18 protein-coding genes are annotated in these 23,342 nt (G+C 74.6%); 16 read left to right on the forward strand and 2 right to left on the reverse strand.

Features of this window, described 5'->3' with window-relative positions:
* Positions 1-100 precede the first annotated feature (100 nt).
* Positions 101-2,650 (forward strand): alpha-glucan family phosphorylase, encoded by a 2,550-nt coding sequence (gene glgP / locus ACI8AR_RS08560; RefSeq protein WP_457050640.1) that lies wholly within the window; start codon positions 101-103, stop codon positions 2,648-2,650.
* Positions 2,651-2,750: 100 nt separating this feature from the next.
* A complete protein-coding gene (locus ACI8AR_RS08565; RefSeq protein ID WP_456935918.1) occupies positions 2,751-3,749 on the forward strand; it encodes an FHA domain-containing protein in 999 nt (332 codons plus the stop codon).
* A 139-nt stretch (positions 3,750-3,888) separates the two neighbouring features.
* Here the strand turns inward: ACI8AR_RS08565 and glgX are convergent, their stop codons facing one another.
* On the reverse strand, positions 3,889-6,039 hold the full coding sequence (gene glgX, locus ACI8AR_RS08570; protein ID WP_457050641.1) for a glycogen debranching protein GlgX: 2,151 nt from the start codon (positions 6,037-6,039) through the stop codon (positions 3,889-3,891).
* A gap of 64 nt (positions 6,040-6,103) precedes the next feature.
* Between glgX and ACI8AR_RS08575 the strand changes: the two genes are divergently transcribed.
* The 14 genes from ACI8AR_RS08575 (at position 6,104) to ligA (ending at position 22,664) form a co-directional block, all read left to right on the forward strand.
* Entirely contained in the window at positions 6,104-6,916 is an 813-nt protein-coding gene (locus ACI8AR_RS08575) for an ABC transporter ATP-binding protein (protein ID WP_457050642.1), read from the forward strand.
* Between the two features lie 59 nt (positions 6,917-6,975).
* Positions 6,976-7,761 (forward strand): enoyl-CoA hydratase/isomerase family protein, encoded by a 786-nt coding sequence (locus ACI8AR_RS08580; RefSeq protein WP_457050643.1) that lies wholly within the window; start codon positions 6,976-6,978, stop codon positions 7,759-7,761.
* A gap of 144 nt (positions 7,762-7,905) precedes the next feature.
* Positions 7,906-9,057, forward strand: coding sequence for an ABC transporter substrate-binding protein (locus ACI8AR_RS08585; RefSeq protein ID WP_457050644.1), 1,152 nt, complete (start codon positions 7,906-7,908; stop codon positions 9,055-9,057).
* Positions 9,033-9,956 carry an ABC transporter permease gene (locus ACI8AR_RS08590; protein WP_457050645.1) on the forward strand — a complete coding sequence of 308 codons (924 nt, stop codon included), beginning with the start codon at positions 9,033-9,035 and terminating at the stop codon, positions 9,954-9,956. Before ACI8AR_RS08585 ends, ACI8AR_RS08590 begins: the two co-directional genes overlap by 25 nt.
* Positions 9,953-10,846, forward strand: a complete 894-nt coding sequence (locus ACI8AR_RS08595; protein WP_457050646.1) for an ABC transporter permease subunit — start codon at positions 9,953-9,955, stop codon at positions 10,844-10,846. Before ACI8AR_RS08590 ends, ACI8AR_RS08595 begins: the two co-directional genes overlap by 4 nt.
* A complete protein-coding gene (locus tag ACI8AR_RS08600) occupies positions 10,843-11,943 on the forward strand; it encodes an ABC transporter ATP-binding protein (protein ID WP_457050647.1) in 1,101 nt (366 codons plus the stop codon). Before ACI8AR_RS08595 ends, ACI8AR_RS08600 begins: the two co-directional genes overlap by 4 nt.
* 19 nt (positions 11,944-11,962) lie before the next feature.
* Positions 11,963-13,078 carry an L-cysteine desulfhydrase Cds1 gene (gene cds1 / locus ACI8AR_RS08605; RefSeq protein ID WP_457050648.1) on the forward strand — a complete coding sequence of 372 codons (1,116 nt, stop codon included), beginning with the start codon at positions 11,963-11,965 and terminating at the stop codon, positions 13,076-13,078.
* A 117-nt stretch (positions 13,079-13,195) separates the two neighbouring features.
* Positions 13,196-13,975 (forward strand): electron transfer flavoprotein subunit beta/FixA family protein, encoded by a 780-nt coding sequence (locus ACI8AR_RS08610; RefSeq protein WP_457050649.1) that lies wholly within the window; start codon positions 13,196-13,198, stop codon positions 13,973-13,975.
* 39 nt (positions 13,976-14,014) lie between these two features.
* Entirely contained in the window at positions 14,015-14,977 is a 963-nt protein-coding gene (locus ACI8AR_RS08615; RefSeq protein ID WP_457050650.1) for an electron transfer flavoprotein subunit alpha/FixB family protein, read from the forward strand.
* Positions 14,978-15,113: 136 nt separating this feature from the next.
* Entirely contained in the window at positions 15,114-16,295 is a 1,182-nt protein-coding gene (locus ACI8AR_RS08620) for a cysteine desulfurase family protein (protein ID WP_457050651.1), read from the forward strand.
* A 4-nt stretch (positions 16,296-16,299) separates the two neighbouring features.
* Complete coding sequence (gene mnmA / locus ACI8AR_RS08625) at positions 16,300-17,367, forward strand: tRNA 2-thiouridine(34) synthase MnmA (protein ID WP_457050652.1); 1,068 nt, start codon at positions 16,300-16,302, stop codon at positions 17,365-17,367.
* A 164-nt stretch (positions 17,368-17,531) separates the two neighbouring features.
* Positions 17,532-19,382: a bifunctional metallophosphatase/5'-nucleotidase gene (locus tag ACI8AR_RS08630; RefSeq protein ID WP_457050653.1), complete on the forward strand. Its 1,851-nt coding sequence runs from the start codon at positions 17,532-17,534 to the stop codon at positions 19,380-19,382.
* A gap of 44 nt (positions 19,383-19,426) precedes the next feature.
* Positions 19,427-20,455 (forward strand): methionine synthase, encoded by a 1,029-nt coding sequence (locus ACI8AR_RS08635; protein WP_457050654.1) that lies wholly within the window; start codon positions 19,427-19,429, stop codon positions 20,453-20,455.
* 58 nt (positions 20,456-20,513) lie between these two features.
* The gene (ligA, locus tag ACI8AR_RS08640; protein ID WP_457050655.1) at positions 20,514-22,664 is read left to right on the forward strand and encodes an NAD-dependent DNA ligase LigA; all 2,151 of its coding nucleotides are present in this window, start codon (positions 20,514-20,516) and stop codon (positions 22,662-22,664) included.
* Position 22,665: 1 nt separating this feature from the next.
* Here the strand turns inward: ligA and ACI8AR_RS08645 are convergent, their stop codons facing one another.
* Positions 22,666-23,334 (reverse strand): ACT domain-containing protein, encoded by a 669-nt coding sequence (locus ACI8AR_RS08645; protein WP_456935903.1) that lies wholly within the window; start codon positions 23,332-23,334, stop codon positions 22,666-22,668.
* Positions 23,335-23,342: the final 8 nt, after the last annotated feature.

The following is a 23,342-nucleotide window of genomic DNA, read 5'->3' on the forward strand; positions in this document are numbered from 1 at the left end:
CACACCTCGGCCGCCGAGACGTCCCCGGCCGGGTGCCCGGTCCCCGGCCGTGTGGTGCGCCCGACCTGTCCGGACGCGCCGTGCTGGCTACGCTCCCCGCGTGCGAGCTCTGCGTCGGTTCACCGTCCGGGCGGCCCTGCCCGAGGCCCTCATGCCGCTGTCCCAGCTGGTCATGAACCTCCGCTGGTCGTGGCACCCGGAGACCCGCGACCTGTTCGAGGCGCTGGACCCGGAGTTGTGGCGGACCTGCAACAACGACCCGGTGAAGGTCCTGGGCGAGGTGTCGGCCGAGCGGCTGGCCACGCTGTCGACCGACCGCCGGTTCCTCCGCCGCCTCCAGGACGTCGTCGACGACCTCGACGACTACCTGTCCTCGGAGCACTGGTACCAGTCGCTGGGCCCCGAGGCGCCGCGCAGCATCGCCTACTTCTCCGCCGAGTTCGGCATCACCGAGGTGCTGCCGCAGTACTCCGGCGGCCTGGGCATCCTCGCCGGCGACCACCTCAAGGCCGCCTCCGACCTCGGCGTCCCGCTGATCGGCGTCGGCCTGCTGTACCGGGCCGGCTACTTCGAGCAGGGCCTGTCGGCCGACGGCTGGCAGCTCGAGCACTACCCGTCGCTGGACCCGCACGGCCTGCCGGTCAAGCTGCTGCGCCAGCCCGACGGGTCCGCCGTCGTCATCACCGTGCCGTTGCCCGAGGGGCGCACCCTGCACGCGCACGTGTGGCGGGCGCAGGTGGGCCGGGTGTCGCTGCTGCTGCTCGACAGCGACATCGAGGAGAACGCCCCGGCCGAGCGCGGGGTCACCGACCGGCTCTACGGCGGCGACGAGGACCACCGGCTGCGCCAGGAGATGCTGCTCGGCATCGGCGGCGTCCGGGCGCTGCGCGCCTACTGCCAGCTCACCGGCACCCCGCAGCCCGAGGTGTTCCACGCCAACGAGGGCCACGCCGGCTTCCAGGGCGTCGAGCGGATCCGCGAGCTCACCGAGTCGCACGGGCTGTCCTTCGCCGAGGCGCTGCAGGCCGTCCGCGCCGGCACGGTGTTCACCACGCACACGCCGGTGCCCGCCGGCATCGACCGGTTCCCGCGGGCGCTGATCGAGCGGTACTTCGCCGGGTTCGGCGTCCCGCTCGAGCACCTCATCCCGCTCGGCGCCGAGGACGACCCGACGAAGTTCAACATGGCGCACATGGGCCTGCGGCTGGGGCAGCGGGCCAACGGGGTCAGCCGGCTGCACGGGCACGTCAGCCGGTCGATGTTCAACCCGCTGTGGCCCGGCTTCGACGAGGCCGACGTGCCGATCACCTCGATCACCAACGGCGTGCACGCGCCCACCTGGACCGCCCGGGAGCTGGTGGAGCTGGGCACCCAGACCTCCAGCGACGGCGACCCGTTCGAGGGCACCGGGCCGGCGTCCTTCGACGGCGTCGACCGGATCCCGGCGCTGGAGCTGTGGAACACCCGCCGGATGCTGCGCGGCCGGCTGGTCGAGGAGGTGCGCCGCCGGCTGCGCGAGACGGCGCGCACCCGCGGCGCGGCCGAGGCCGAGGTGCGCTGGACCGACACCGCCTTCGACCCCGACGTCCTCACCATCGGCTTCGCCCGCCGGGTGCCCTCCTACAAGCGGCTGACGCTCATGCTGCGCGACCCCGACCGGCTCCGGGCCCTGCTGCTCGACGAGCAGCGGCCGGTCCAGCTGGTCATCGCCGGCAAGAGCCACCCGGCCGACGACGGCGGCAAGCAGCTGATCCAGCAGATGGTGAAGTTCGCCGACGACCCCGCCATCCGGCACCGCATCGCGTTCCTGCCCGGCTACGACATCGGCATGGCCCGCTACCTCTACTGGGGCTGCGACGTCTGGCTGAACAACCCGCTGCGGCCGCTGGAGGCCTGCGGCACCTCGGGCATGAAGGCCGCGCTCAACGGCGGGCTCAACCTCTCCATCCGCGACGGCTGGTGGGACGAGTGGTTCGACGGCCAGAACGGCTGGGCGATCCCGACCGCCGACGGCGTCACCGACCACGAGCGGCGCGACGACGTCGAGGCGCGGGCCATCTACGACCTGCTGTCCACCCAGGTGCTGCCGCGGTTCTACGAGACCGACCGGGACGGCATCCCCACCCGCTGGGTCGAGATGGTGCGGCACACGCTGCGCGAGACCGGCCCGAAGGTGCTCGCCACCCGGATGGTGCGCGACTACGTCGAGCGGCTGTACGTGCCGGCGGCGGGCTCGTCGCGGACCATGGCCGACAGCGGGTACGCGCCGGCGCGGGCCGAGGCGCAGTGGCGGGCGCACCTGCTGGAGAACTGGACGGGCGTGCGGGTCGCGCACGTCGAGGCCACCGGCGCCGGCGACACCCCGGAGATCGGCTCGACGCTGGCGCTGCGCGCGGAGGTGGAGCTGCCGCACCTCACCCCCGCCGACGTCGAGGTGCAGGCGGCCTACGGGCGGGTCGACGACGCCGACGGCCTGCACGAGGTGACGACGGTGCCGATGCGGCACGAGCACACCGAGGGCTCGCGGCACTGGTTCACCGCGACGCTGCCGCTCGAGCGCACCGGCGCGTTCGGGTACACGGTGCGCGTGCTGCCGCACTCCGAGCACCTGGCCGACCCGGCGGAGCTGGGCCTGGTGCGTTCGGCGTAGCCGGAGGCTCATCCGTCACGCCGGTCGCAGCGTCCCCACGGGCGGCGTGGCGGTGCGGCCGGACCACGCACGGCGGCGCGCGGTCACTAGGCTGGCGCGCATGCCCGACCGCTGTGAAGTCCTGCCCGGAGACGCCCTCGTGGCCCGTCGCGGCGGGGGACTGCTCTGGGTCGACGCACCGGGCTCGCCGGCCCTGGTCGCCGCCCTGCACGCCTGCCTGGGCGTGTCCGGCCCCGGCGCCGACCGCGTCCTCGCGGCGGTCGCCGCTCAGGTGCCCGCGCTCGGGGGCGGCTCGGCCTCCTTCGCGCTCGTCCTCGTCGACACCAGCGGTGGCACGGGTACCGGCGTCGCGCTGTGGTCCGGCAAGGGCCAGCCGGCCGTCGACGGCGTCCCGGTCTCCGGCCAGCCGGCCGACGGGTGCAGCCTGGCCGCCGGGTTCCCGCTCGGCGCCACGCTCTACGTCGGCCCGGGCCAGGCCACCCCGCAGATGCCGCCGGGCGTCGCCTACGACCTCGTCGAGGGCGCGGTCCCCGGCGCCGGCGCGCTGCTGCAGCTCGCGGCGGCCTCCTCCGCCCCGGCCGCCGTCCCGCCGGCCACCCACACGCCGGCGTCGTCGTTCAGCGCGGGCTCGGACGCGGGCTTCGCCGCCGCGCCGTCCTTCGGTGCCTCGGTCGGGTCCTCGGCGTCGGGGCAGGGGTCCACCCGCGTCGACGACGGCGGGGAGGAGACGGCGTTCTGGAAGCCCGACGCCGCCGCCGCGCCGGTGCTGCGCTTCGACGACGGCCTGGTCGTCACCGTCGACGAGGACCTCGTCCTCGGCCGCCGCCCCGACAGCCACGAGCTGGTGACCGCGGGCAACGCCCGGCCGGTGCCGATCGCCGACACGCAGAACGTGCTGTCCTCGGCGCACGCGGCCATCCAGCGCTCCGGCCGCGAGGTCACCCTCACCGACCTCGGCTCGCTCAACGGCACCCACGTCGCGGGTCCCGAGGCCACCGAGTGGACCCAGCTCGAGCCGGGCGTCGCCCACCCGCTCTCCGACGGCGACCGCCTCCTGCTCGGCTGGACGGTCATCACCTACGAGCAGCCCCAGGACTGAACGACACGGCGAGAGCCCCGGCCCCTCAGGGACCGGGGCTCTCGCCGTCTGCGGGGCCGTCCTGGCCCACCGGAACGCGTCCTGGCCCACCGGAACGCGTCCTGGCTCGGCGTCGACGGTGAGCCAGGACGCCGCACGATCAGCTCGCCTGATCCTGCGGACGGCGCAGGACGCGCAGCAGCCAGACGGTGCGCGGCGGCACCTCGATCGCCCCGGGCGCGACGACGGCCGGCCGCGGCGGCGTCCCGGTCGGGTACTCGGTGCTCAGCACGAGCTCGTAGCCGTCGGACCACGGCGCCCCCGGCAGCTGCACCGTCGCCGGCTCCGGCCCGGCGTGCAGCTGGACGAGGTAGGAGTCGTCGACCACCGGGCGGCCGCGCTCGTCGCGGTGCCGGATGCCGCGGCCGTCGAGGTACATGCCGACCGTCTGCAGGCCCGTGTCGAACCAGTCCGCGGTGGTCAGCTGCCCGCCGCCGGGGGCGAACCAGGCCACGTCGCGGGTGCCGCCGGTGCCCGGGATCTCGTGGCCCTCGAAGAACGCCTCCTGGCGCAGCACCGGCGAGTCGCGGCGCACCCGCAGCAGCCGGCGGACGAAGGCGAGCAGGTCCCCGTCGGCGGCGTCCCAGTCGATCCAGGACACCGCGTTGTCCTGGCAGTAGGCGTTGTTGTTGCCGCCCTGGGTGCGGCCGAGCTCGTCGCCGGCGGTGAGCATCGGGACGCCGGTCGACAGCAGCAGCGTCGTCAGCAGGTTGCGCACCTGGCGGGCGCGCAGCGCCTGCACCCCCGGGTCGTCGGTGGGCCCCTCCACGCCGCAGTTCCAGTTGCGGTTGTGGCTCTCGCCGTCCCGGTTGTCCTCGCCGTTGGCCTCGTTGCGCTTGCGCTCGTAGGTGACCAGGTCGGTGAGGGTGAACCCGTCGTGGGCGGTGACGAAGTTGACGCTGGCGAACGGGCGGCGGCCGTCGGAGCGGTAGAGGTCCGAGGAGCCGGTCAGCCGGTAGGCCAGGTCGCGCACGCCGACGTGGGAGCCGGCCCACACGTCGCGCACCGTGTCGCGGTAGCGGCCGTTCCACTCGGTCCACAGCGGCGGGAAGTTGCCCACCTGGTAGCCGCCCTCGCCGATGTCCCACGGCTCGGCGATGAGCTTCACCTGGCTGACGACGGGGTCCTGGTGGACGACGTCGAAGAACGCCGAGAGCCGGTCGACGTCGTGGAAGGACCGGGCCAGCGCGGCGGCGAGGTCGAACCGGAAGCCGTCGACGTGCATCTCGGTGACCCAGTACCGCAGGGAGTCCATGAGCATCGCGAGCACCTGCGGCCGGCGGACGTCGAGGGTGTTCCCGCAGCCGGTGTAGTCGGTGTAGCGGGCCCGGTTCTCGCCGTTGAGCCGGTAGTAGCCCCCGTTGTCGATGCCCTTGAGCGACAGCGACGGCCCGGTGTGGTCGCCCTCGGCGGTGTGGTTGTAGACGACGTCGAGGACCACCTCGATGCCGGCCGCGTGCAGCGCCTTGACCATCGCCTTGAACTCGGTGACCTGCGCCCCGCTGGACCCGGCCGAGCTGTAGGCGGCGTGCGGGGCGAAGTAGCCGAGGGTGTTGTAGCCCCAGTAGTTGGTCAGCCCGCGGCGCAGCAGGTGCGGCTCGCTGACGAAGTGGTGCACCGGCAGCAGCTCGACGGTGGTGACGCCCAGGCCCACCAGGTGCTCGACGAACGCCGGGTGCGCCAGGCCCGCGTAGGTGCCGCGCAGCGCCGGCGGCACGCCCGGGTGGCGCATGGTCGCGCCCTTGACGTGCACCTCGTAGACGACGGTGTCCGACCACGAGGTGGCCGGCCGCCGGTCGCCGTCCCAGGGGAAGGAGTCGTGGACGACGACGCCGCGCGGCACGTACGGCGCGGAGTCCCGCGGGTCGGCCGGGCCGGTGTCGGGGCCGTCGGCGCGGTAGGCGAACAGCGCCGGGTGCAGCGTCAGGTCGCCGTCGACGGCGCGGGCGTAGGGGTCCAGCAGCAGCTTGGCCGGGTTCCACCGGTGGCCGGCGCCGGGGTCCCAGGGCCCGTGCACCCGGTAGCCGTAGCGCTGGCCGGGGCCGACGCCGGGCAGCCGCCCGTGCCAGACCTGGTGGGTGGTCTCCTGCAGCCGGTGCCGGTGCTCGAAGCCGCCGTCGTCGAACAGGCACAGGTCGACGGCGGTGGCGCCGGCCGACCACAGCGCGAAGTTCGTGCCGGTGCCGTCCCAGTGCGCGCCCAGGGGAGCGGGGGAGCCCGGCCAGACCTCGACGTCCTCGCTGGTGGTCACCGGGCGATCGTGCCAAGACCGCCACCTCCCCGGGTGCAGGCGGGCGGGTTGGTTGGATGGGGTCGTGTCCAGCAGTGCCGCCGTCGGCGGAGCAGAACCGGTCGTCGAGATGCGCGGCGTGGACGTCGTCCGCGGGCAGTCGCACCTGCTGCGGGGGGTGGACTGGCTCGTCCGGCCCGAGCAGCGGTGGGTGGTGCTGGGCCCGAACGGCGCGGGCAAGACGACGCTGCTGCAGCTGGCGGGGGCGCACATGCACCCGACGCGGGGTGAGGTGCGGCTGCTGGGCGAGACGATGGGCGCGGTCGACGTCTTCGAGCTGCGCCCGCGGATCGGCCTGACCAGCGCGGCGCTGGCGCAGCGGATCGAGGCGGGGGAGCGCACCGGCGACGTCGTCCTGTCCGCCGGGTACGCGATCGTCGGCCGCGCGCGGGAGCGCTACGACATCCACGACCTCACCCGCGCCGCGACGCTCATGCAGCAGTGGGGCGTGCAGCGGATCGCGCACCGGCCCTTCGGCACCCTCAGCGAGGGGGAGCGCAAGCGGGTGCAGATCGCCCGCGCGCTGATGCCCGACCCGGAGCTGCTGCTGCTCGACGAGCCCGGCGCGGGCCTGGACCTCGGCGGCCGCGAGGACCTGGTGGGCCGGCTGTCGGACCTCGCCACCTACCTCTACGCCCCGGCGCAGGTGCTGGTCACCCACCACGTCGAGGAGATCCCGCCCGGGTACACGCACGCGCTGCTGCTGCGCCAGGGCGCGGTGGTCGCCTCCGGCCCGCTGGAGCAGGTGATCACCGCCGAGCTGCTGTCGGAGACGTTCGGCCTGCCGCTGGCGCTCGAGCGCTCCGACGGCCGCTACACCGCCCGTCGACGGGGGTGACCCGCGGCCCTCTGGTTAGGGTCCAGGCGACGACGTCGTCCCCTCGCTGGAGGCCGTGCATGGCAGCGCCCGAGTTCGTGACCCTGTCGGTGGAGGACGGGGTGGGCACGATCCGCCTCGACCGGCCCAAGATGAACGCGATCGACGAGCAGCTGTACACCGAGGTGCGGGCCGCGGCGATCGAGGCGACCGAGCGCGCCGACGTGCGCGCCGTCGTGCTCTACGGCGGGGAGCGGGTGTTCGCCGCCGGCGCCGACATCAAGGCGATGTCGCAGCTGACCGGCTCCTCGATGGTCGCCTGGGGCCGCGAGCTCACCCACAGCTTCACCACCGTCGCCCGCATCCCCAAGCCGGTCATCGCCGCGATCACCGGCTACGCCCTGGGCGGCGGCTACGAGCTCGCGCTGTGCGCCGACTTCCGGGTCATGGGCGCCGGCGCGAAGGTCGGCCAGCCCGAGATCCTGCTCGGCGTCATCCCCGGCGCCGGCGGCACCCAGCGGCTGGCCCGCCTGGTCGGCCCGGCCAGGGCCAAGGACCTCGTCTTCACCGGCCGGCACGTCGGCGCGGAGGAGGCGCTGGAGATGGGCCTGGCCGACGCCGTCGTCCCGGACGCCGAGGTGTACGACACCGCCGTCGCCATGGCGCGCAAGCTCGCCGCCGGGCCGCCGCTGGCGCTGGCCGCGGCCAAGCAGGCGATCGACGAGGGCCTCGACGGGCCGATCGAGCAGGGCCTGGCCCTGGAGAGCCGGCTGTTCGCGGAGCTGTTCGACACCGAGGACCAGAAGACCGGGATGCGCTCCTTCCTCGAGAGCGGGCCCGGCAAGGCGACCTTCACCGGGCGCTGACCCCCGCGGTCTCCCGAACGTTCCCCGGACCGTCACCGGAACCGGCCCTGCGGACGGTCCGGTTCTGCCACCATCCGTCGGGCCCCCCGCACGGCGCACCGCCCTGCCGGCCGGGGCCGTCCGACAGCTCCCGAGGAGGACCCCGTGCGATCCACCCCCACCCTGAGGACCGCGACCGTCCTGGCGGCCGCGACCCTCGTGCTGACCGCCTGCGGCGGCGGCGACGACGGCGGCTCGGGAGGGGGTGGCGGCGGCTCGGACGCGGCCGGTGCCCGCTCCGCCGAGGACCTCGGGGGCATGGACGCCCTCGTCGAGGCCGCGCAGGCCGAGGGCGAGCTCAACGTCATCGCGCTGCCGCCGGACTGGGCGAACTACGGCGAGATCATCTCCGCCTTCGAGGAGGAGTACGGGATCACCGTCAACAGCGCCTCGCCCGACGGGTCCAGCCAGGACGAGCTCAACGCCGTCGAGAGCCAGCGCGGCCAGGACCGGGCGCCCGACGTCCTCGACCTGGGCACCGCCTTCGCCCGCCAGGCCCAGGCCCAGGACCTGCTCGCGCCCTACCAGGTGGAGACCTGGGACGACATCCCCGAGGGCCAGAAGGACCCCGAGGGGCACTGGTACAACGACTACGGCGGCTACATCTCCATCGGCTGCAACGCCAGCGTGATCGCCGAGTGCCCGACCAGCTTCGCCGACCTGCTCGACCCGCAGTACGCCGGCCAGGTCGCGCTCAACGGCAACCCGACCCAGGCCGCGGCGGCGTTCGCCGGCGTCTGGGCGGCGTCGCTGGCCAACGGCGGCAGCCTCGACGACATCGGCCCGGGCATCGACTTCTTCGCCCAGGTCAAGGAGGTCGGCAACTTCAACCCCGTCGAGATCACCCCGGCCACGATCCAGAGCGGCGAGACGCCGCTGGCGATCGACTGGGACTACCTCAACGCAGGCCTGACCGGCACCCTCGCCGAGCAGGGCGTCGACTGGCAGGTCGCCGTCCCCTCCGACGGGCTGTTCGGCGGCTACTACAGCCAGGCGATCAGCGCCTACGCCCCGCACCCGGCCGCCGCGCGGCTGTGGCAGGAGTTCCTCTACAGCGACCGCGGCCAGAACCTGTACCTGGCCGGTGGCGCCCGGCCGGTGCGGCTGCCGGTGATGGAGGAGGCAGGGACCGCCGACGCCGAGGCGCTGGCCGCCCTGCCGCCGGTCGAGGGCACCGCGGAGTTCCCGACCCAGGAGCAGGAGACCGCCGCCCAGCAGGTGGTCGCCACCCGGTGGAACCAGGAGATCTCCGGCTGAGCACCGCACCCGCTCCCGCCGCGCCGGCGTCCCGCAGGGGACGCCGGCGCGGCGCGCTGCTGCCCGCGCTGGGCGTCCTGCCGTTCCTGCTCTACGTCGCGGTGTTCCTGCTGCTGCCGGTCGGCGTGCTCGCCGTGGAGGCGTTCCGCGCCACCGACCCGGTCACCTTCGAGGAGAGCTGGTCGACGGCGAACCTGGGCACGATCACCGACGGCGCCTACGCCCGCGCCTACCTCGGCAGCCTGCGGCTGTCGGCGGTCACCGCGGTGCTGGGCGCGGTGCTCGGGCTGGCGCTGGCCTTCGCCGTCGTCGGCACCCGCCGCGGCCGGCTGCTGCGCCGCCTGGTGCTCACCGCCTCGGGCGTGCTGGCCAACTTCGGCGGCATCCCGCTGGCGTTCGCCTTCATCGCCACCATCGGCACCTCCGGCGTGGTCACCGCGCTGCTGACCGACACCCTCGGCCTCGACGGCTTCTCGCTGTACTCGATGACCGGCCTGGCGGTGGTCTACCTGTACTTCCTCGTGCCGCTGATGGTGCTGACCATCGTCCCGGCGGTCGAGGCGCTGCGCCCGCAGTGGCGCGAGGCCGCCGACGTCCTCGGCGCCAGCCGCTGGCAGTACTGGCGCCACGTCGGCGGGCCGGTCCTCCTGCCCCCGGTGCTCGGCGCCACGATGCTGCTGTTCGCCTCCGCGTTCGCCGCCTACGCCACGGCCAAGGCGCTGGTCGGCTCGAGCCTGCCGCTGGTGACGCTGCAGATCGCCGACTCGCTGTCGAGCAACGTGGTCGTCGGCGCGGAGAACCTCGGCAAGGCGCTGGCCCTGGGGATGGTCGTCCTCGTGGGGCTGGTGATGGTCTTCTACACCTGGGTGCAGCGGCGCACGTCGCGGTGGCTGGCGTGAGCGCGGCGACGGCCGGCGCCCCCACCGCGGCGGTGGCCGGCGCCGGCGGCGTCGAGCCGGAGACCCCGGTCCGGGACCCCCGGCGCGGCCGCGGCCGGTGGCGCTGGGCGGTGTTCGCCGTCCTCGCCCTGTACTTCCTCGTGCCGCTGGGCGCCTCGCTGTGGTTCACCGTCCGGGGCCGCGACGGGGTCACCGCCGACGCCTACACGAGCATCCCGGGCGCCGAGGGGTTCGCCGAGAACTTCGGCCGCTCGCTGCTGCTCGGGGTGCTCACCGTCGCGATCGCGCTGCTGCTCGTGGTGCCCACCGTGGTGCTCGTGGAGCTGCGGTTGCCGCGGCTGCGCCCGCTGGTCGAGTTCCTCACCCTCGTGCCGCTGCTGCTGCCGCCGATCGCGCTGGTGGTCGGCGTGCGCAGCGTGCTGGCCTGGGCGCCCGACCACTTCTACGGCACCCCGCTCGCCGAGGCGTTCTTCGCCCTCCAGGAGCCGGCGCTGCCGTGGATCCTGGTGCTGGTCTACGTCGTGCTGGCGCTGCCGTTCGTCTACCGGGCGCTCGACGCCGGCGTCCGCGGCGCCCAGCTGCGCACGCTCACCGAGGCCGCGCGGGTGCTCGGCGCCTCGTGGCCCCGGGTGATGGCCTCGGTCGTCCTGCCGGTGCTGCGGACGTCGGTGCTCAACGCCGCCTTCCTCACCCTGGCGCTGGTGCTGGGCGAGTTCACCGTCGCCAACATCCTCGGCTTCGAGACCTTCCCCACCTGGATCGTGCGCATCTCCGGCTCGCAGCCGCGGCTGTCGGTGGCGGTGTCGGTGCTCTCGCTGCTGCTGACCTGGGTGTTGCTGCTGCTCATCTCCGCGCTGGACCGCCGGCGCCGCGAGGAGGACCCCGCATGACCGCCGTCCGCGCCGCCGCCCCCGCCGACCTCCGGGAGGCACCCGGCGTCGCCGTCCGGCTCGAGGGCCTGACCCGCCGCTACGGCTCGGTCCTCGCCCTCGACGGGATGGACCTGGAGATCGCGGGCGGGGAGTTCCTCGCCCTGCTGGGGCCCTCGGGCTGCGGCAAGACGACGGCGCTGCGCGCGATCGCCGGCTTCGAGGTGCCCGACGCCGGCCGGGTGTGGTTCGACCGCCGCGACGTCACCGGCATCCCGCCGTCGAAGCGCGACGTCGGGATGGTGTTCCAGGCCTACAGCCTCTTCCCGAACATGACGGTGGCCGAGAACGTCGCCTTCGGGCTGCGGGTGCGCCGCCGCGGCAGGGAGGAGCGCGCCGGGCGGGCCGCGGAGCTGCTGGAGCTGGTCGGGCTCGCCGACCGCGGGCAGCGCTACCCGCACCAGCTCTCCGGCGGCCAGCAGCAGCGGGTGGCGCTGGCCCGCGCGCTCGCCGTGGCGCCGCAGGTGCTGCTGCTCGACGAGCCGCTGTCGGCGCTCGACGCCCAGGTGCGTGTGCAGCTGCGCGAGGAGATCCGCCGCATCCAGCTGGAGCTCGGCATCACCACCGTGTTCGTCACCCACGACCAGTCCGAGGCGCTGTCGGTGGCCGACCGGGTCGGCGTCATGCGCGCCGGTCGGCTGGAGCAGGTGGCCACCCCCGACGACCTCTACGAACGCCCGGCGACGGCGTTCGTGGCGGGCTTCGTCGGCACGATGAACCGCATCCCGGCCGTCCTCGGCGACGGCGACGTCGAGTTCCTCGGCGTGCGCCGCGAGGTGCTCGGCGCCGTCCCGCCGTCGGGCCCCGCGTTCGCACTGGTGCGGCCCGAGGCGCTGGAGGTGGTCGAGGACCCGCGCGGGGTGGGCCGGGTGGTCACCCGCACGTTCTCCGGCGCCACCACCCGGCTGGCGGTCGCGCTGCCCGACGGCGTCGAGGTGCGGGCCGACGTCCCCAGCGCCGGGAGCCAGGGCCTCACGCCCGGGACGGCGGTCACGGTCACCCCGGCCGAGCGCCCCGCGCTGGTCGAGCCCGCGGGGGAGGTCCCGGCCGCCGGCTGAGGTGCACGAGGATGACCGGGTGAGCGAGCGCCCGAACCCCGAGGTCACCGACGTCGACCGGTCCGACCCCGCCGGGCGGGCGTGGGTGGAGCGGGCGATCGCCGTCGTCGAGGCCGACGCGGTGCGCAGCGCCGACACCCACCTGCTCGTCTACCCGCTGCCGCCGGAGTGGGGCGTCGACCTCTACCTCAAGGACGAGTCGACCCACCCGACCGGCAGCCTCAAGCACCGGCTGGCCCGCTCGCTGTTCCTGCACGCGCTGTGCTCGGGCTGGATCACCGAGGGCAGCACCGTCGTCGAGGCCTCCAGCGGGTCGACGGCGGTCAGCGAGGCCTACTTCGCCCGGATGCTGGGCCTGCCGTTCGTCGCGGTCATGCCCGCCTCGACCAGCCCGGAGAAGGTCGCGCTCATCGAGTTCGCCGGCGGGCGCTGCCACTTCGTCGACCGCGCCCCCGACGTCTACGACGAGGCGCGCCGGCTGGCCGCCGAGTGCGGCGGGCACTACCTCGACCAGTTCAGCAACGCCGAGCGGGCCACCGACTGGCGCGGCAACAACACCATCGCCGAGTCGGTGTTCGAGCAGATGGCCCTGGAGCGCCACCCGGTGCCGGAGTGGGTCGTCGTCGGGGCGGGCACCGGCGGCACCAGCGCGACCTTCGGCCGCTACCTGCGCTACCGGCGGCACCCCACCCGGCTGGCCGTCGTCGACCCGGAGAACTCGGCGTTCTTCCCCGGCTGGGTGGAGGACGAGCCGGCCTGGACGACGGGGATGCCGTCGCGGATCGAGGGGATCGGCCGGCCGCGGGTCGAGCCGTCGTTCCTGCCGTCGGTGGTCGACCGGATGATCCGCGTCCCCGACGCCGCGTCGCTGGCGGCGGTGCGGCACCTGGAGCGGGTGACCGGGCGGCTGGCCGGCGGCTCGACCGGCACCAACCTGTGGGGCGCGTTCCGGCTGGTCGCGGAGATGGTCGCCGAGGGGCGGACCGGCAGCGTGGTCACCCTGCTCTGCGACGGCGGGGAGCGGTACGCGCACACCTACCACTCCGACGTCTGGGTGGCCGAGCACGGACTGGACCTCGCGCCCCACCGGGCGGTCCTCGAGGAGTTCACCGCCACCGGCCGCTGGACGGCGTGACCGGGCTCACCGGCACCCAGGTCCGCCGCCCCGTTACCCCGCAGTAACCTCCACTATCGGAGCCAGGCGGGCCGCGGCCCGCGTCCCCCATGACCGACTGCGGAGGTAGGTCTGGCGATGAACATCGTCGTTCTGGTCAAGCAGGTCCCCGACTCGGGCACCCAGCGTTCGCTGGACCCGTCGGACAACACCGTCGCCCGCGCCACCGCGGACAACGTCATCAACGAGATCGACGAGTACGCGATCGAGGAGGCGCTGCAGGTCAAGGAGGCGCAGGGCGGTGAGGTCACCGTGCTGACCGTCGGCCCGGGCAGCGCCACCGACGCCATCCGCAAGGCCCTGTCGATGGGCGCGGACAAGGCCGTCCACGTGCAGGACGACGCCATCCACGGCTCGTGCGCGATCCAGACCTCGGCGGTCCTCGCCGCGGCGCTGCAGCAGCTCGAGTACGACCTGGTCCTCATGGGCGCCACGTCGACCGACGGCCAGATGGGCGTCATGCCGGCGCTGCTGTCCGAGCGGCTGGGCATCCCGCAGGTCTCCGGCGCCCGCAAGCTCACCGTCGAGGGCTCGACGGTGAAGGTGGAGCGGCAGACCGACGGCGGCTACTGGGCCCTGGAGGCCCCGCTGCCGGCCATCGTGTCCACCTGGGACACCATCAACGAGCCGCGCTACCCCTCCTTCAAGGGGATCATGGCCGCGAAGAAGAAGCCGGTGGAGAGCCGGTCGCTGGCCGACCTGGGCGTGGACGCCTCGGCCGTCGGCCTCGCCACCGCCACCAGCCAGGTCCTCGACTTCGCCGGCCGCCCGCCGAAGGGCGAGGGCGTCAAGGTCACCGACGAGGGCAACGGCGCCGAGGAGCTCGTGGGCTTCCTCGCCAGCCAGAAGCTCGTCTGACCCGGCCCGGATCCGAAGCGAAGAGGAGACTGAACAGCCATGGCAGAGGTCCTGGTCCTCGTCGAGCTGAACCCGGCCGACGGCACCGTCCGCAAGGGCACCCTCGAGGCCCTCACCGCCGCACGCGCGCTCGGTGAGGTCTCGGCGGTCGTCGCCGGCGGCCCCGGCGTCGCCGCCGGCGCCCGCGAGCAGCTCGCCCAGTACGGCGCGGCGAAGGTCTACGTCGCCGAGTCCCCGGAGATCGACGAGTACCTCGTCGCCCCCAAGGCCGAGGTGCTCGCCCAGCTGGTGCAGCAGGCGTCCCCGGCCGCCGTCGTCATCCCGTCCTCCCCGGAGGGCCGGGAGATCGCCGCGCGGCTGGCGCTCAAGACCGGCAGCGGCTTCCTGACCGACGTCAGCGAGATCGCCGCCGACGGCACCGCCTCCCAGGTGGTCTTCGCCGGCCAGCAGATCGTCCACTCGAAGGTGACGACCGGCACCCCGGTCTACACGCTGCGCGGCAACTCGGTCACCCCCGAGCCGGCCCCCGCCGCCGGCGAGGAGGTCCCGGTCGAGGTCAGCCTGTCCGACCAGGCGAAGCAGACCCGCGTCGTCGACCGGGTCGTGGAGCAGAAGAGCAACCGGCCCGAGCTGACCGAGGCCTCGATCGTCGTCTCCGGTGGCCGCGGTGTGGCCAGCGCCGAGAACTTCTCGATCATCGAGGCCCTGGCCGACTCGCTCGGCGCCGCCGTCGGTGCCTCGCGTGCCGCGGTCGACTCCGGCTTCTACCCGCACAGCTTCCAGGTCGGGCAGACCGGCAAGACCGTCTCGCCGCAGCTCTACATCGCCGTCGGCATCTCCGGCGCGATCCAGCACCGCGCCGGCATGCAGACCTCGAAGACGATCGTGGCCGTCAACAAGGACCCCGAGGCCCCGATCTTCGAGCTGGCCGACTTCGGCGTCGTCGGCGACCTGTTCCAGGTCGTCCCGGCCGCCACCGAGAAGATCGCCGCCCGCAAGTAGCGGGAGGACCCCTGCGGGGGCCGTTCCAGCACGTCGCCACGGGCGCCGATCCCCACGGGGGTCGGCGCCCGTCGCCGTTCGCGGGGTCACCGGCGTCACCCGAGCGGGTCCGTCGTGCGCGACTAACCTGGGCGGAGTGACCTACCTCGACCACGCGGCGACCACGCCGGTGCTCCCCGAGGTCCTGGCCGCGATGACCGAGCAGCTCGGCCGGGTGGGCAACGCCTCCTCGCTGCACGCCAGCGGCCGGGCCGCGCGGCGGGCCGCCGAGCAGTCCCGGGAGCGGCTGGCCGAGGCGCTGGGCGCCCGCCCGTCGGAGGTGCTGTTCACCGGGGGTGGGACCGAGAGCGACAACCTCGCGGTGAAGGGCCTGTACTGGGCGCGGCGGGAGGCCGACTCGCGCCGGCGGCGGCTCGTGGTGAGCCCGGCCGAGCACCACGCCGTCCTCGACAGCGCCGAGTGGCTGGCCAAGCACGAGGGCGCGGAGGTCACCTGGCTGCGCCTGGGGCCCACCGGGCGGGTGACGCCGGAGGCGCTGGCCGAGGCGCTGGGCGACGGCTCCGACGTCGCGATGGCCAGCGTCATGTGGGCCAACAACGAGATCGGCACGGTCAGCGACGTCGCCGCGCTGGCGCAGGTCGCCCACGCGGTGGGGGTGCCGCTGCACACCGACGCGGTGCAGGCCGTCGGCCAGGTGCCGGTGGACTTCGCCGCCAGCGGCGTCGACGCGCTCACCATGACCGGCCACAAGCTCGGCGGCCCGATGGGCGCCGGCGTGCTGCTGCTGCGCCGCGACGCCGAGTGCATGCCGCTGCTGCACGGCGGCGGCCAGGAGCGCGACGTCCGCTCGGGCACCCTCGACGTGGCGGCCATCGTCGGCCTCGCCGTCGCCGCGACCACCGCCGTCGGCTCCCGGCCCGAGCGCGCCGCCCGGCTGGCCGCGCTGCGCGACCGGCTGGTGGCCGGGGTGCTCGAGCAGGTCCCCGACGCCGAGCTCAACGGCGCCCCGCTGGACGACGTCGTCGCCGGCGGGCCCGGCCGGCTGCCGGGCAACGCGCACCTGTCCTTCCCCGGTGCCGAGGGCGACGCGCTGCTCATGCTGCTCGACGCCCGCGGCATCGAGTGCTCGACCGGGTCGGCGTGCAGCGCCGGGGTGGCCCGGCCCAGCCACGTGCTCACCGCCGTCGGCGCCGACGCCGCGCGGGCCCGCAGCTCGCTGCGGTTCAGCCTGGGCTCGCCGAGCACCGACGCCGACGTCGACGCGCTGCTGGCCGTGATCGCCCCCGTGGTCGAGCGTGCCCGCGGGGCGGGGAGGTAGCGCCGTGCGCGTGCTCGCCGCGATGAGCGGGGGAGTGGACAGCGCGGTCGCCGCGGCGCTGGCGGTCGACGCCGGCCACGACGTCACCGGGGTGCACCTCGCGCTCTCGCCGGACCGGCAGACGCTGCGCAGCGGCGCCCGCGGCTGCTGCAGCGTCGAGGACGCCCACGACGCCCGGCGGGTCGCCGACGAGCTCGGCATCCCGTTCTACGTCTGGGACCTCGCCGAGCGGTTCAGCGAGGACGTCGTCGAGGACTTCGTCGCCGAGTACGCCGCCGGCCGCACGCCCAACCCGTGCCTGCGGTGCAACGAGAGGATCAAGTTCACCGCGGTGCTCGACCGGGCGCTGGCGCTCGGCTTCGACGCCGTCGTCACCGGCCACCACGCGCGGCTGGAGGACGGCCGGCTGCGCCGCTCGGTGGACGCGGCCAAGGACCAGTCCTACGTGCTCGGCGTGCTCACCCCCGGCCAGCTGGCGGGGGCGGTGTTCCCGCTGGGGTCGATGACCAAGGACCGGGTGCGCGCGATCGCCGCCGAGCGCGGGTTCGCCGTCGCCACCAAGCCCGACTCGCACGACATCTGCTTCATCCCCGACGGCGACACCCGCGGCTTCCTCACCCGGCGGCTGGGGACGGCGCCCGGGCCGGTCGTCGACGCCGCCACCGGCGCCACCGTCGGAACGCACGAGGGCACGCACGGGTTCACCGTCGGGCAGCGGCGCGGGCTGGGCATCGCCGCCGGGGACCAGCGCCCGCGCTACGTGCTGTCGATCGAGCCGGTCTCCCGGACCGTGACGGTGGGGACCGCCGAGCTCGCCGGCGTCGCCGAGGTGCGCACCGGCCGGCCGACGTGGACCGGGGCGGCCCCGGAGCTCCCGCTGCGCGCGGAGGTGCAGCTGCGGGCCCACGCCACCGCCGTCCCGTGCACGGTGACCGCCGGTGCCGACGGCGGCCTGGTCATCGCGCTGGACGAGGCGCAGCGCGGCGTCGCGCCCGGGCAGTCGGCCGTCCTCTACGCGCCCGACCCGGAGCGGGGCGACCTGGTGCTCGGTCAGGGGACCGTCTCCGGCTGATCGCCGGACACCTGATCATCACCGGGAGGGCCTGGTGTCGGAACCGTCCGTCACCTACGGTGTCGTCCGAGCCGCTTCCCGAGCACGGCTACGCAGCTCGGCTCACCACCCCGCCCGGGCCGCCGTCTCCGGTGGCCTGCTCCGCATGTCCTCCGGAGGACTCCTTGCGCCGAACGCGCTTCTCCCTCGCCGCCGCCGTCGCGGTGGCGACCACGGCCGGTCTGGTGGCCGTCCCGAGCACGGCCCAGGCCGCGCCCAAGGACGTGACCGTCCAGCTGCTGGCCATGAACGACTTCCACGGCCGGATCACGCCGCAGACCGGGACCGACGGCTCGCTGGCGACCTCCCCAGGGCCGAACGGCACCTACGGCAACTCCGACGACGTCACCGTCCCGGTCGGCGGTGCGGCACAGATCGCGGCCACCGTGCAGCGGCTCGAGTCCGCGTTCAAGGACACGACGCAGGGGCCGTCGACCTCGCTGTTCGTCGGTGCCGGTGACCTGGTCAGCGCCTCGCCGTTCGAGTCGAGCGTCTTCAAGGACGAGCCGACGATCGAGGCGCTCAACGCCATGGGCCTGGACGTCTCGTCGGTGGGCAACCACGAGTTCGACCGGGGCACCGAGGAGCTGCGCCGCATCTCCGCCGCCACGGACGGCACGTACAGCGACGACGTCGAGGCCTGCGAGGGCATCACCCCGGGCGTCGACGGCTGCTTCGGCGAGGGCGAGCACGCCTTCCACGGCGCCGAGTTCCCGTACCTGGCCGCCAACGTCATCGACAAGGCCACCGGCCAGCCGATGCTGCCGCCGTACCAGGTCTTCCAGACGCCGGCGAACCAGCGCTTCGCGCTCATCGGGGTGGTCACCGAGACCACTCCGACCATCGTGTCGCCGACCGGCATCACCGACGTCACGTTCATCGACGAGGCCGAGGCGATCAACCGCTGGGTCCCCGAGCTGCAGCGGCAGGGCATCCAGGCCATCGGCGTGCTGATCCACGAGGGCGGCACGGTCACCGACCCGAACGCCCAGCCCTTCGTCAACGGCTGCACCGGTCTGTCGGGCCCGATCGTCGACATCAACAACCGGACGTCGTCCGCTGTCGACCTCATCATCAGCGCCCACACGCACAACGCCTACAACTGCCGCCTGGACGATCCGGACGGCACGCCGCGACTGGTCACCCAGGCCGGCTTCTACGGCCGTCTCGTGACCGACATCCGGCTGCCCATCAGCCGGACCACCGGCGACGTCAACCGCGCCTCGGCCGCCTACGCGGCCACCAACGTGCCGGTGACCCGCGAGGCTGCCGACCCCGAGGTGCAGTCGATCGTCGACTACTGGAACGCCCGCGCCGCCGAGCCCGGCAACGTGGTCGTCGGCACTGTCAGCGGCCCGCTGCTGCGGGCGCGGGCCGCGGACGGCGTGACCGTCGTCCGCAACGACGAGTCGGTCCTGGGGACCTTCGTCGCCAACGCGCAACTGGCCGGGGCACAGGCACGACCGGAGCTGCTGTCCCCGGTGGTCGCCTTCATGAACCCCGGTGGTCTGCGGACCGACATCGCTGCCGGTGAGGTCACCTTCCGGGAGCTCTTCGACGTCCAGCCGTTCAGCAACACCGTCAACACGATCACGCTGACCGGCGCGGCGATCGACGACGTGCTCGAGCAGCAGTTCCGCGGGCTCCCGGACGGGTCCCAGGACCTGGTCCTGTCCACCTCCGACGGCTTCCGTTACGAGTACGACCGCAGCCGGGCCGACGGGGACCGGGTGTTCGACTGCTCGATCACCATCAACGGCACCCCGGTGAGCCCGACCGGCACCTACCGGGTCGCGGCGAACTCGTTCCTCGCCGGCGGCGGGGACTCCTTCACCGCGTTCCGGACAGGGACCAACCAGGTCACGGGCCCGGTGGACGTGGACACGTCGGAGGACTACCTGCGCGCCAACAGCCCGCTGACGCCGCCCGCGGGCGACCACGCGATCCCGGTGACGACGCCCAGCTGCGCCGCCTGACCGGGAGGGGAGGTCACGGCGGCGGCGGTACTACCGTCGCCGCCGTGGCCACCCCGACCGAGCCCGACCCGACCAGCACCGACCCGAGGCCGGCTCCCGCACCGTGGGGGCCGGCCTCGGGCGTCGGGTCGCTGCCCGGCACCGACCCGACCGAGGCCCTGCGGGTCGTCCTCGGGGAGCTGCCCGGCCTGCCGCACCTGCCCGAGCTGCCCGCCCGCGGCGCGGGCGCCGACCTGCTCGGCCGCAGCGCCGCCCTCCTCGTCGACCTCGCCGTCGACCTGACCCCCGCGGGCTGGCGCCTCGTACCGCGCCCCGGCCGGGACCTGCGCCGCGCGCAGGAGTTCCTCGCCCGCGACCTCGACGCCCTGCACGACGTCGCCGGCGACCACCGCGGCCCGTTCAAGGTGCAGGCCGCGGGGCCGTGGACGCTGGCCGCCGGCCTCGAGCGGGAGCGCGGCGAGCGGGCCGTCGTCGACGCCGGCGCCCGGCGCGACCTCGGGCAGTCGCTGGCCGAGGGCATCGCCGCGCACGTCGCCGCCGTGACCGCGCGGGTGCCCGGCGCGCAGGTCGTCGTCCAGCTCGACGAGCCCTCGCTGCCGGCGGTCCTGCAGGGCGCGCTGCCGACGGCCAGCGGCTTCGGCCGGCTGCCCGCCGTCGCCGCGCCCGACGTCGAGGCGGAGCTCGGCGCCGTCGTGGCCGCGCTGCCCGGCCCGGTGGTCGTGCACTGCTGCGCGAACCGGGCGCCGCTGGACCTGCTGCGCGCCGCGGGCGCGGCCGGGCTGTCGTTCGACCTCGGGCTGGTCCAGGACCTCGACGCCGTCGGCGCCGCCGTCGAGACCGGCACCCACCTGCTGCCCGGCGTCGTCCCCGGGACCGACGCGCCGCTGCCCGCGCCGAAGGCCACCGCCTCGCGGCTGCGCGCCTGGTGGCGCGAGCTCGGCTTCCCGGCCGAGACGCTGCACGAGGCGGTCACCCTCACCCCGGCCTGCGGCCTGGCCGGCGCGAGCCCCGCCTACGCGCGGGCGGCGATGGCCCACGTCCGCGAGGCCGCGCGGTACCTGCTGCCCGAGTGACCGACACCCGATCGGGCGGACCGGCACCGGAGTCACACCCGGCGGATACCGTGCCCGCGTGAGCACGGACGCCGAGCTGGACACCCCGCAGGTCGCCGCGGTCGCCGACCGGGAGGACCTCACCGAGGTCCCGGACGACGCGCGCACGCGCCACCGCGACCTGTCCGAGGAGCTCGACCGCTACGCCTTCGCGTACTACGTGCGCGACGAGCCGCTGGTCAGCGACGGGCAGTACGACGCCCTCATGGGTGAGCTCAAGGCCATCGAGGCCGCGCACCCGGCGCTGGTGACGCCGGACTCGCCGAGCCAGAAGGTCAACGGCGGGTTCGCCGCCACCTTCGCGCCGGTGCAGCACCTCGAGCGCATGCAGAGCCTGGACAACGTCTTCGACAGCGACGAGCTGTCGGCCTGGGCCGCCCGGGTGGAGCGCGAGGTCGGCACCGGCGCCCGCTACCTGTGCGAGCTCAAGATCGACGGCCTGGCGGTCGCGCTGCTCTACGAGCGCGGGCGCCTGGTCCGCGCCGCCACCCGGGGCGACGGCGTCACCGGCGAGGACGTCACCGCCAACGTCCGCACGATGCAGGACGTCCCGCAGCAGCTGACCGGCGAGGACCTCCCCGCGCAGCTGGAGGTCCGGGGTGAGATCTACTTCCCGGTCGCCGCCTTCGCCGACCTCAACGCGAGCATGGTCGAGCAGGGCAAGGCCCCGTTCGCCAACCCGCGCAACGCCGCCGCCGGCTCGCTGCGGCAGAAGGACCCGCGGATCACCGCCTCCCGGCCGCTGCGGATGATCGTGCACGGGCTCGGCGTGCACGACGGCTGGCAGCCGGAGAACCAGTCCGAGGCCTACGCCCGGCTGCGGGAGCTCGGCCTGCCCACCAGCGACCGCTTCGAGGTGGTCGACGACCTCGAGGGCGTCCGGGCCTACATCGAGCGCTACCGCGAGCAGCGGCACTCGGTCGAGCACGAGATCGACGGCGTCGTCGTCAAGGTCGACCAGATCGCCCTGCAGCGGCGGATGGGCTCCACCTCGCGGGCGCCGCGGTGGGCGACCGCGTTCAAGTACCCGCCGGAGGAGGCCACCACCAAGCTCCTCGACATCCGGGTCAACGTCGGGCGCACCGGCCGCGTGACGCCGTTCGCCTACATGGAGCCGGTCAAGGTCGCGGGCTCCACCGTGCAGCTGGCCACGCTGCACAACGCCAGCGAGGTCAAGCGCAAGGGCGTGCTCATCGGCGACACCGTCGTCATCCGCAAGGCCGGCGACGTCATCCCCGAGGTCCTCGGGCCGGTGGTCGCCGCGCGCACCGGCGACGAGCGCGAGTTCGTCATGCCGACGCACTGCCCCGAGTGCGGCACCGAGCTGCGGCACGAGAAGGAGGGCGACGCCGACATCCGCTGCCCCAACGCGCGGTCCTGCCCCGCGCAGCTGCGGGAGCGGGTGTTCCACGTCGCCGGGCGCGGGGCGTTCGACATCGAGGTGCTCGGCTACGAGGCCGCGATCGCACTGCTGGCCGAGCACCTGCTCGAGGACGAGGGCGACGTCTTCGACCTGACCGAGGAGAAGCTCTGCCGCACGTCCTTCTTCACGAAGAAGGACGGCACCCTGTCGGCGAACGGGCAGCGGCTGCTGGCCAACCTGCAGTCGCGCAAGGACGTCCCGCTGTGGCGGGTGCTGGTCGCGCTGTCGATCCGGCACGTCGGCCCGACCGCCGCGCAGGCGCTGGCCCGCGACTTCCGCTCGCTGGACCGGATCGCCGAGGCGTCGGAGGAGGAGCTCGCCGCCGCCGACGGCGTGGGCCCCACCATCGCCCGCTCGGTGCGCGACTGGTTCGCCGTCGACTGGCACCGCGAGGTCGTGGAGAAGTGGCGCCGGGCCGGCGTGAAGCTGGCCGACGCCGGCGAGGACGCCCCGCCCGGGCCGCTGACCGGCGTCACCGTCGTCGTCACCGGCTCGCTGCGGGACTACAGCCGCGACCAGGCGGTCGCCGCGATCCAGGAGCGCGGCGGCAAGGTGACCGGCTCGGTGTCGAAGAAGACCGGGTTCGTGGTGGTCGGCGCCGACCCCGGCAGCAAGTACGACAAGGCCGTGCAGGTCAAGGTGCCGATCCTCGACGACGACGGCCTGCGCGTGCTGCTCGAGGAGGGCCCCGAGGCCGCCCGCGCCGTCGCGACCGTCGGCGACGGGAGCGAGCCGGCAGGGGAGTGAGTCAGGCCGGCGGCAGGTGGGCGACGCTCGCCGCGATCCCGGTCAGGTGGGTCAGCCGCAGCAGCTCCGAGCGGCGGTAGGCGGGCCCGCCCGAGCGCCCCAGGACGACGGCGGTGCACGGGTCGCCGAAGGGCGCGGCCATCATCTCGACGGCCAGGTCCCGCCAGCGCTCGGGCAGCCAGTCGTCCTCGCTGGGCAGCAGCCGCGGCGAGGCCAGCGGCAGCCACGGCAGCCGCATGCCCTCGAACGCCGGCGCCGCGTCGGAGGCGGCCAGCGCCTCGCAGCCGCCGTCGTCGCCGGCGTGCAGCACCGCCGCCCAGCCGCTGTGGAACACCCGCGGCAGCTCGGCGGCCAGCAGCTTGACCGCGGTGCCCTCGGCGGCCCGGGCCAGCCCCTCGAGCAGGTCGAGCTCGCGGTGGGTGTCCAGCGGCCCGGCGAACGGGCGCAGCGCCTCCACCTGCACGCCGGGCACCGACTGCACGGCGGTGATCAGGCTGTCGGGGAGCCGGCCGGGCGGGAGGTCGACCACGACGTCGTCGACGGCGACACCGTTGCCGCGCTCGAGCACGTCGAGCGAGACGATGTCGACGCCCGCCGTGCCCAGGGCGGTGGCCACGGCGCCGAGCAGACCGGGGCGGTCGGGCACGACCAGGCGCAGGAGATAGGACACGGGTGCCT

It is taken from the genome of Geodermatophilus sp. SYSU D01036, assembly GCF_054050435.1.

Excerpts from the sequence above, each read along its gene's own strand:
- ACI8AR_RS08615 (WP_457050650.1), top strand. The coding sequence starts at position 14,015 with ATGGCAGAGGTCCTGGTCCTCGTCGAGCTGAACCCGGCCGACGGCACC.
- ACI8AR_RS08610 (WP_457050649.1), top strand. The coding sequence starts at position 13,196 with ATGAACATCGTCGTTCTGGTCAAGCAGGTCCCCGACTCGGGCACCCAG.
- ACI8AR_RS08565 (WP_456935918.1), top strand. The coding sequence starts at position 2,751 with ATGCCCGACCGCTGTGAAGTCCTGCCCGGAGACGCCCTCGTGGCCCGT.
- ACI8AR_RS08600 (WP_457050647.1), top strand. The coding sequence starts at position 10,843 with ATGACCGCCGTCCGCGCCGCCGCCCCCGCCGACCTCCGGGAGGCACCC.
- ACI8AR_RS08580 (WP_457050643.1), top strand. The coding sequence starts at position 6,976 with ATGGCAGCGCCCGAGTTCGTGACCCTGTCGGTGGAGGACGGGGTGGGC.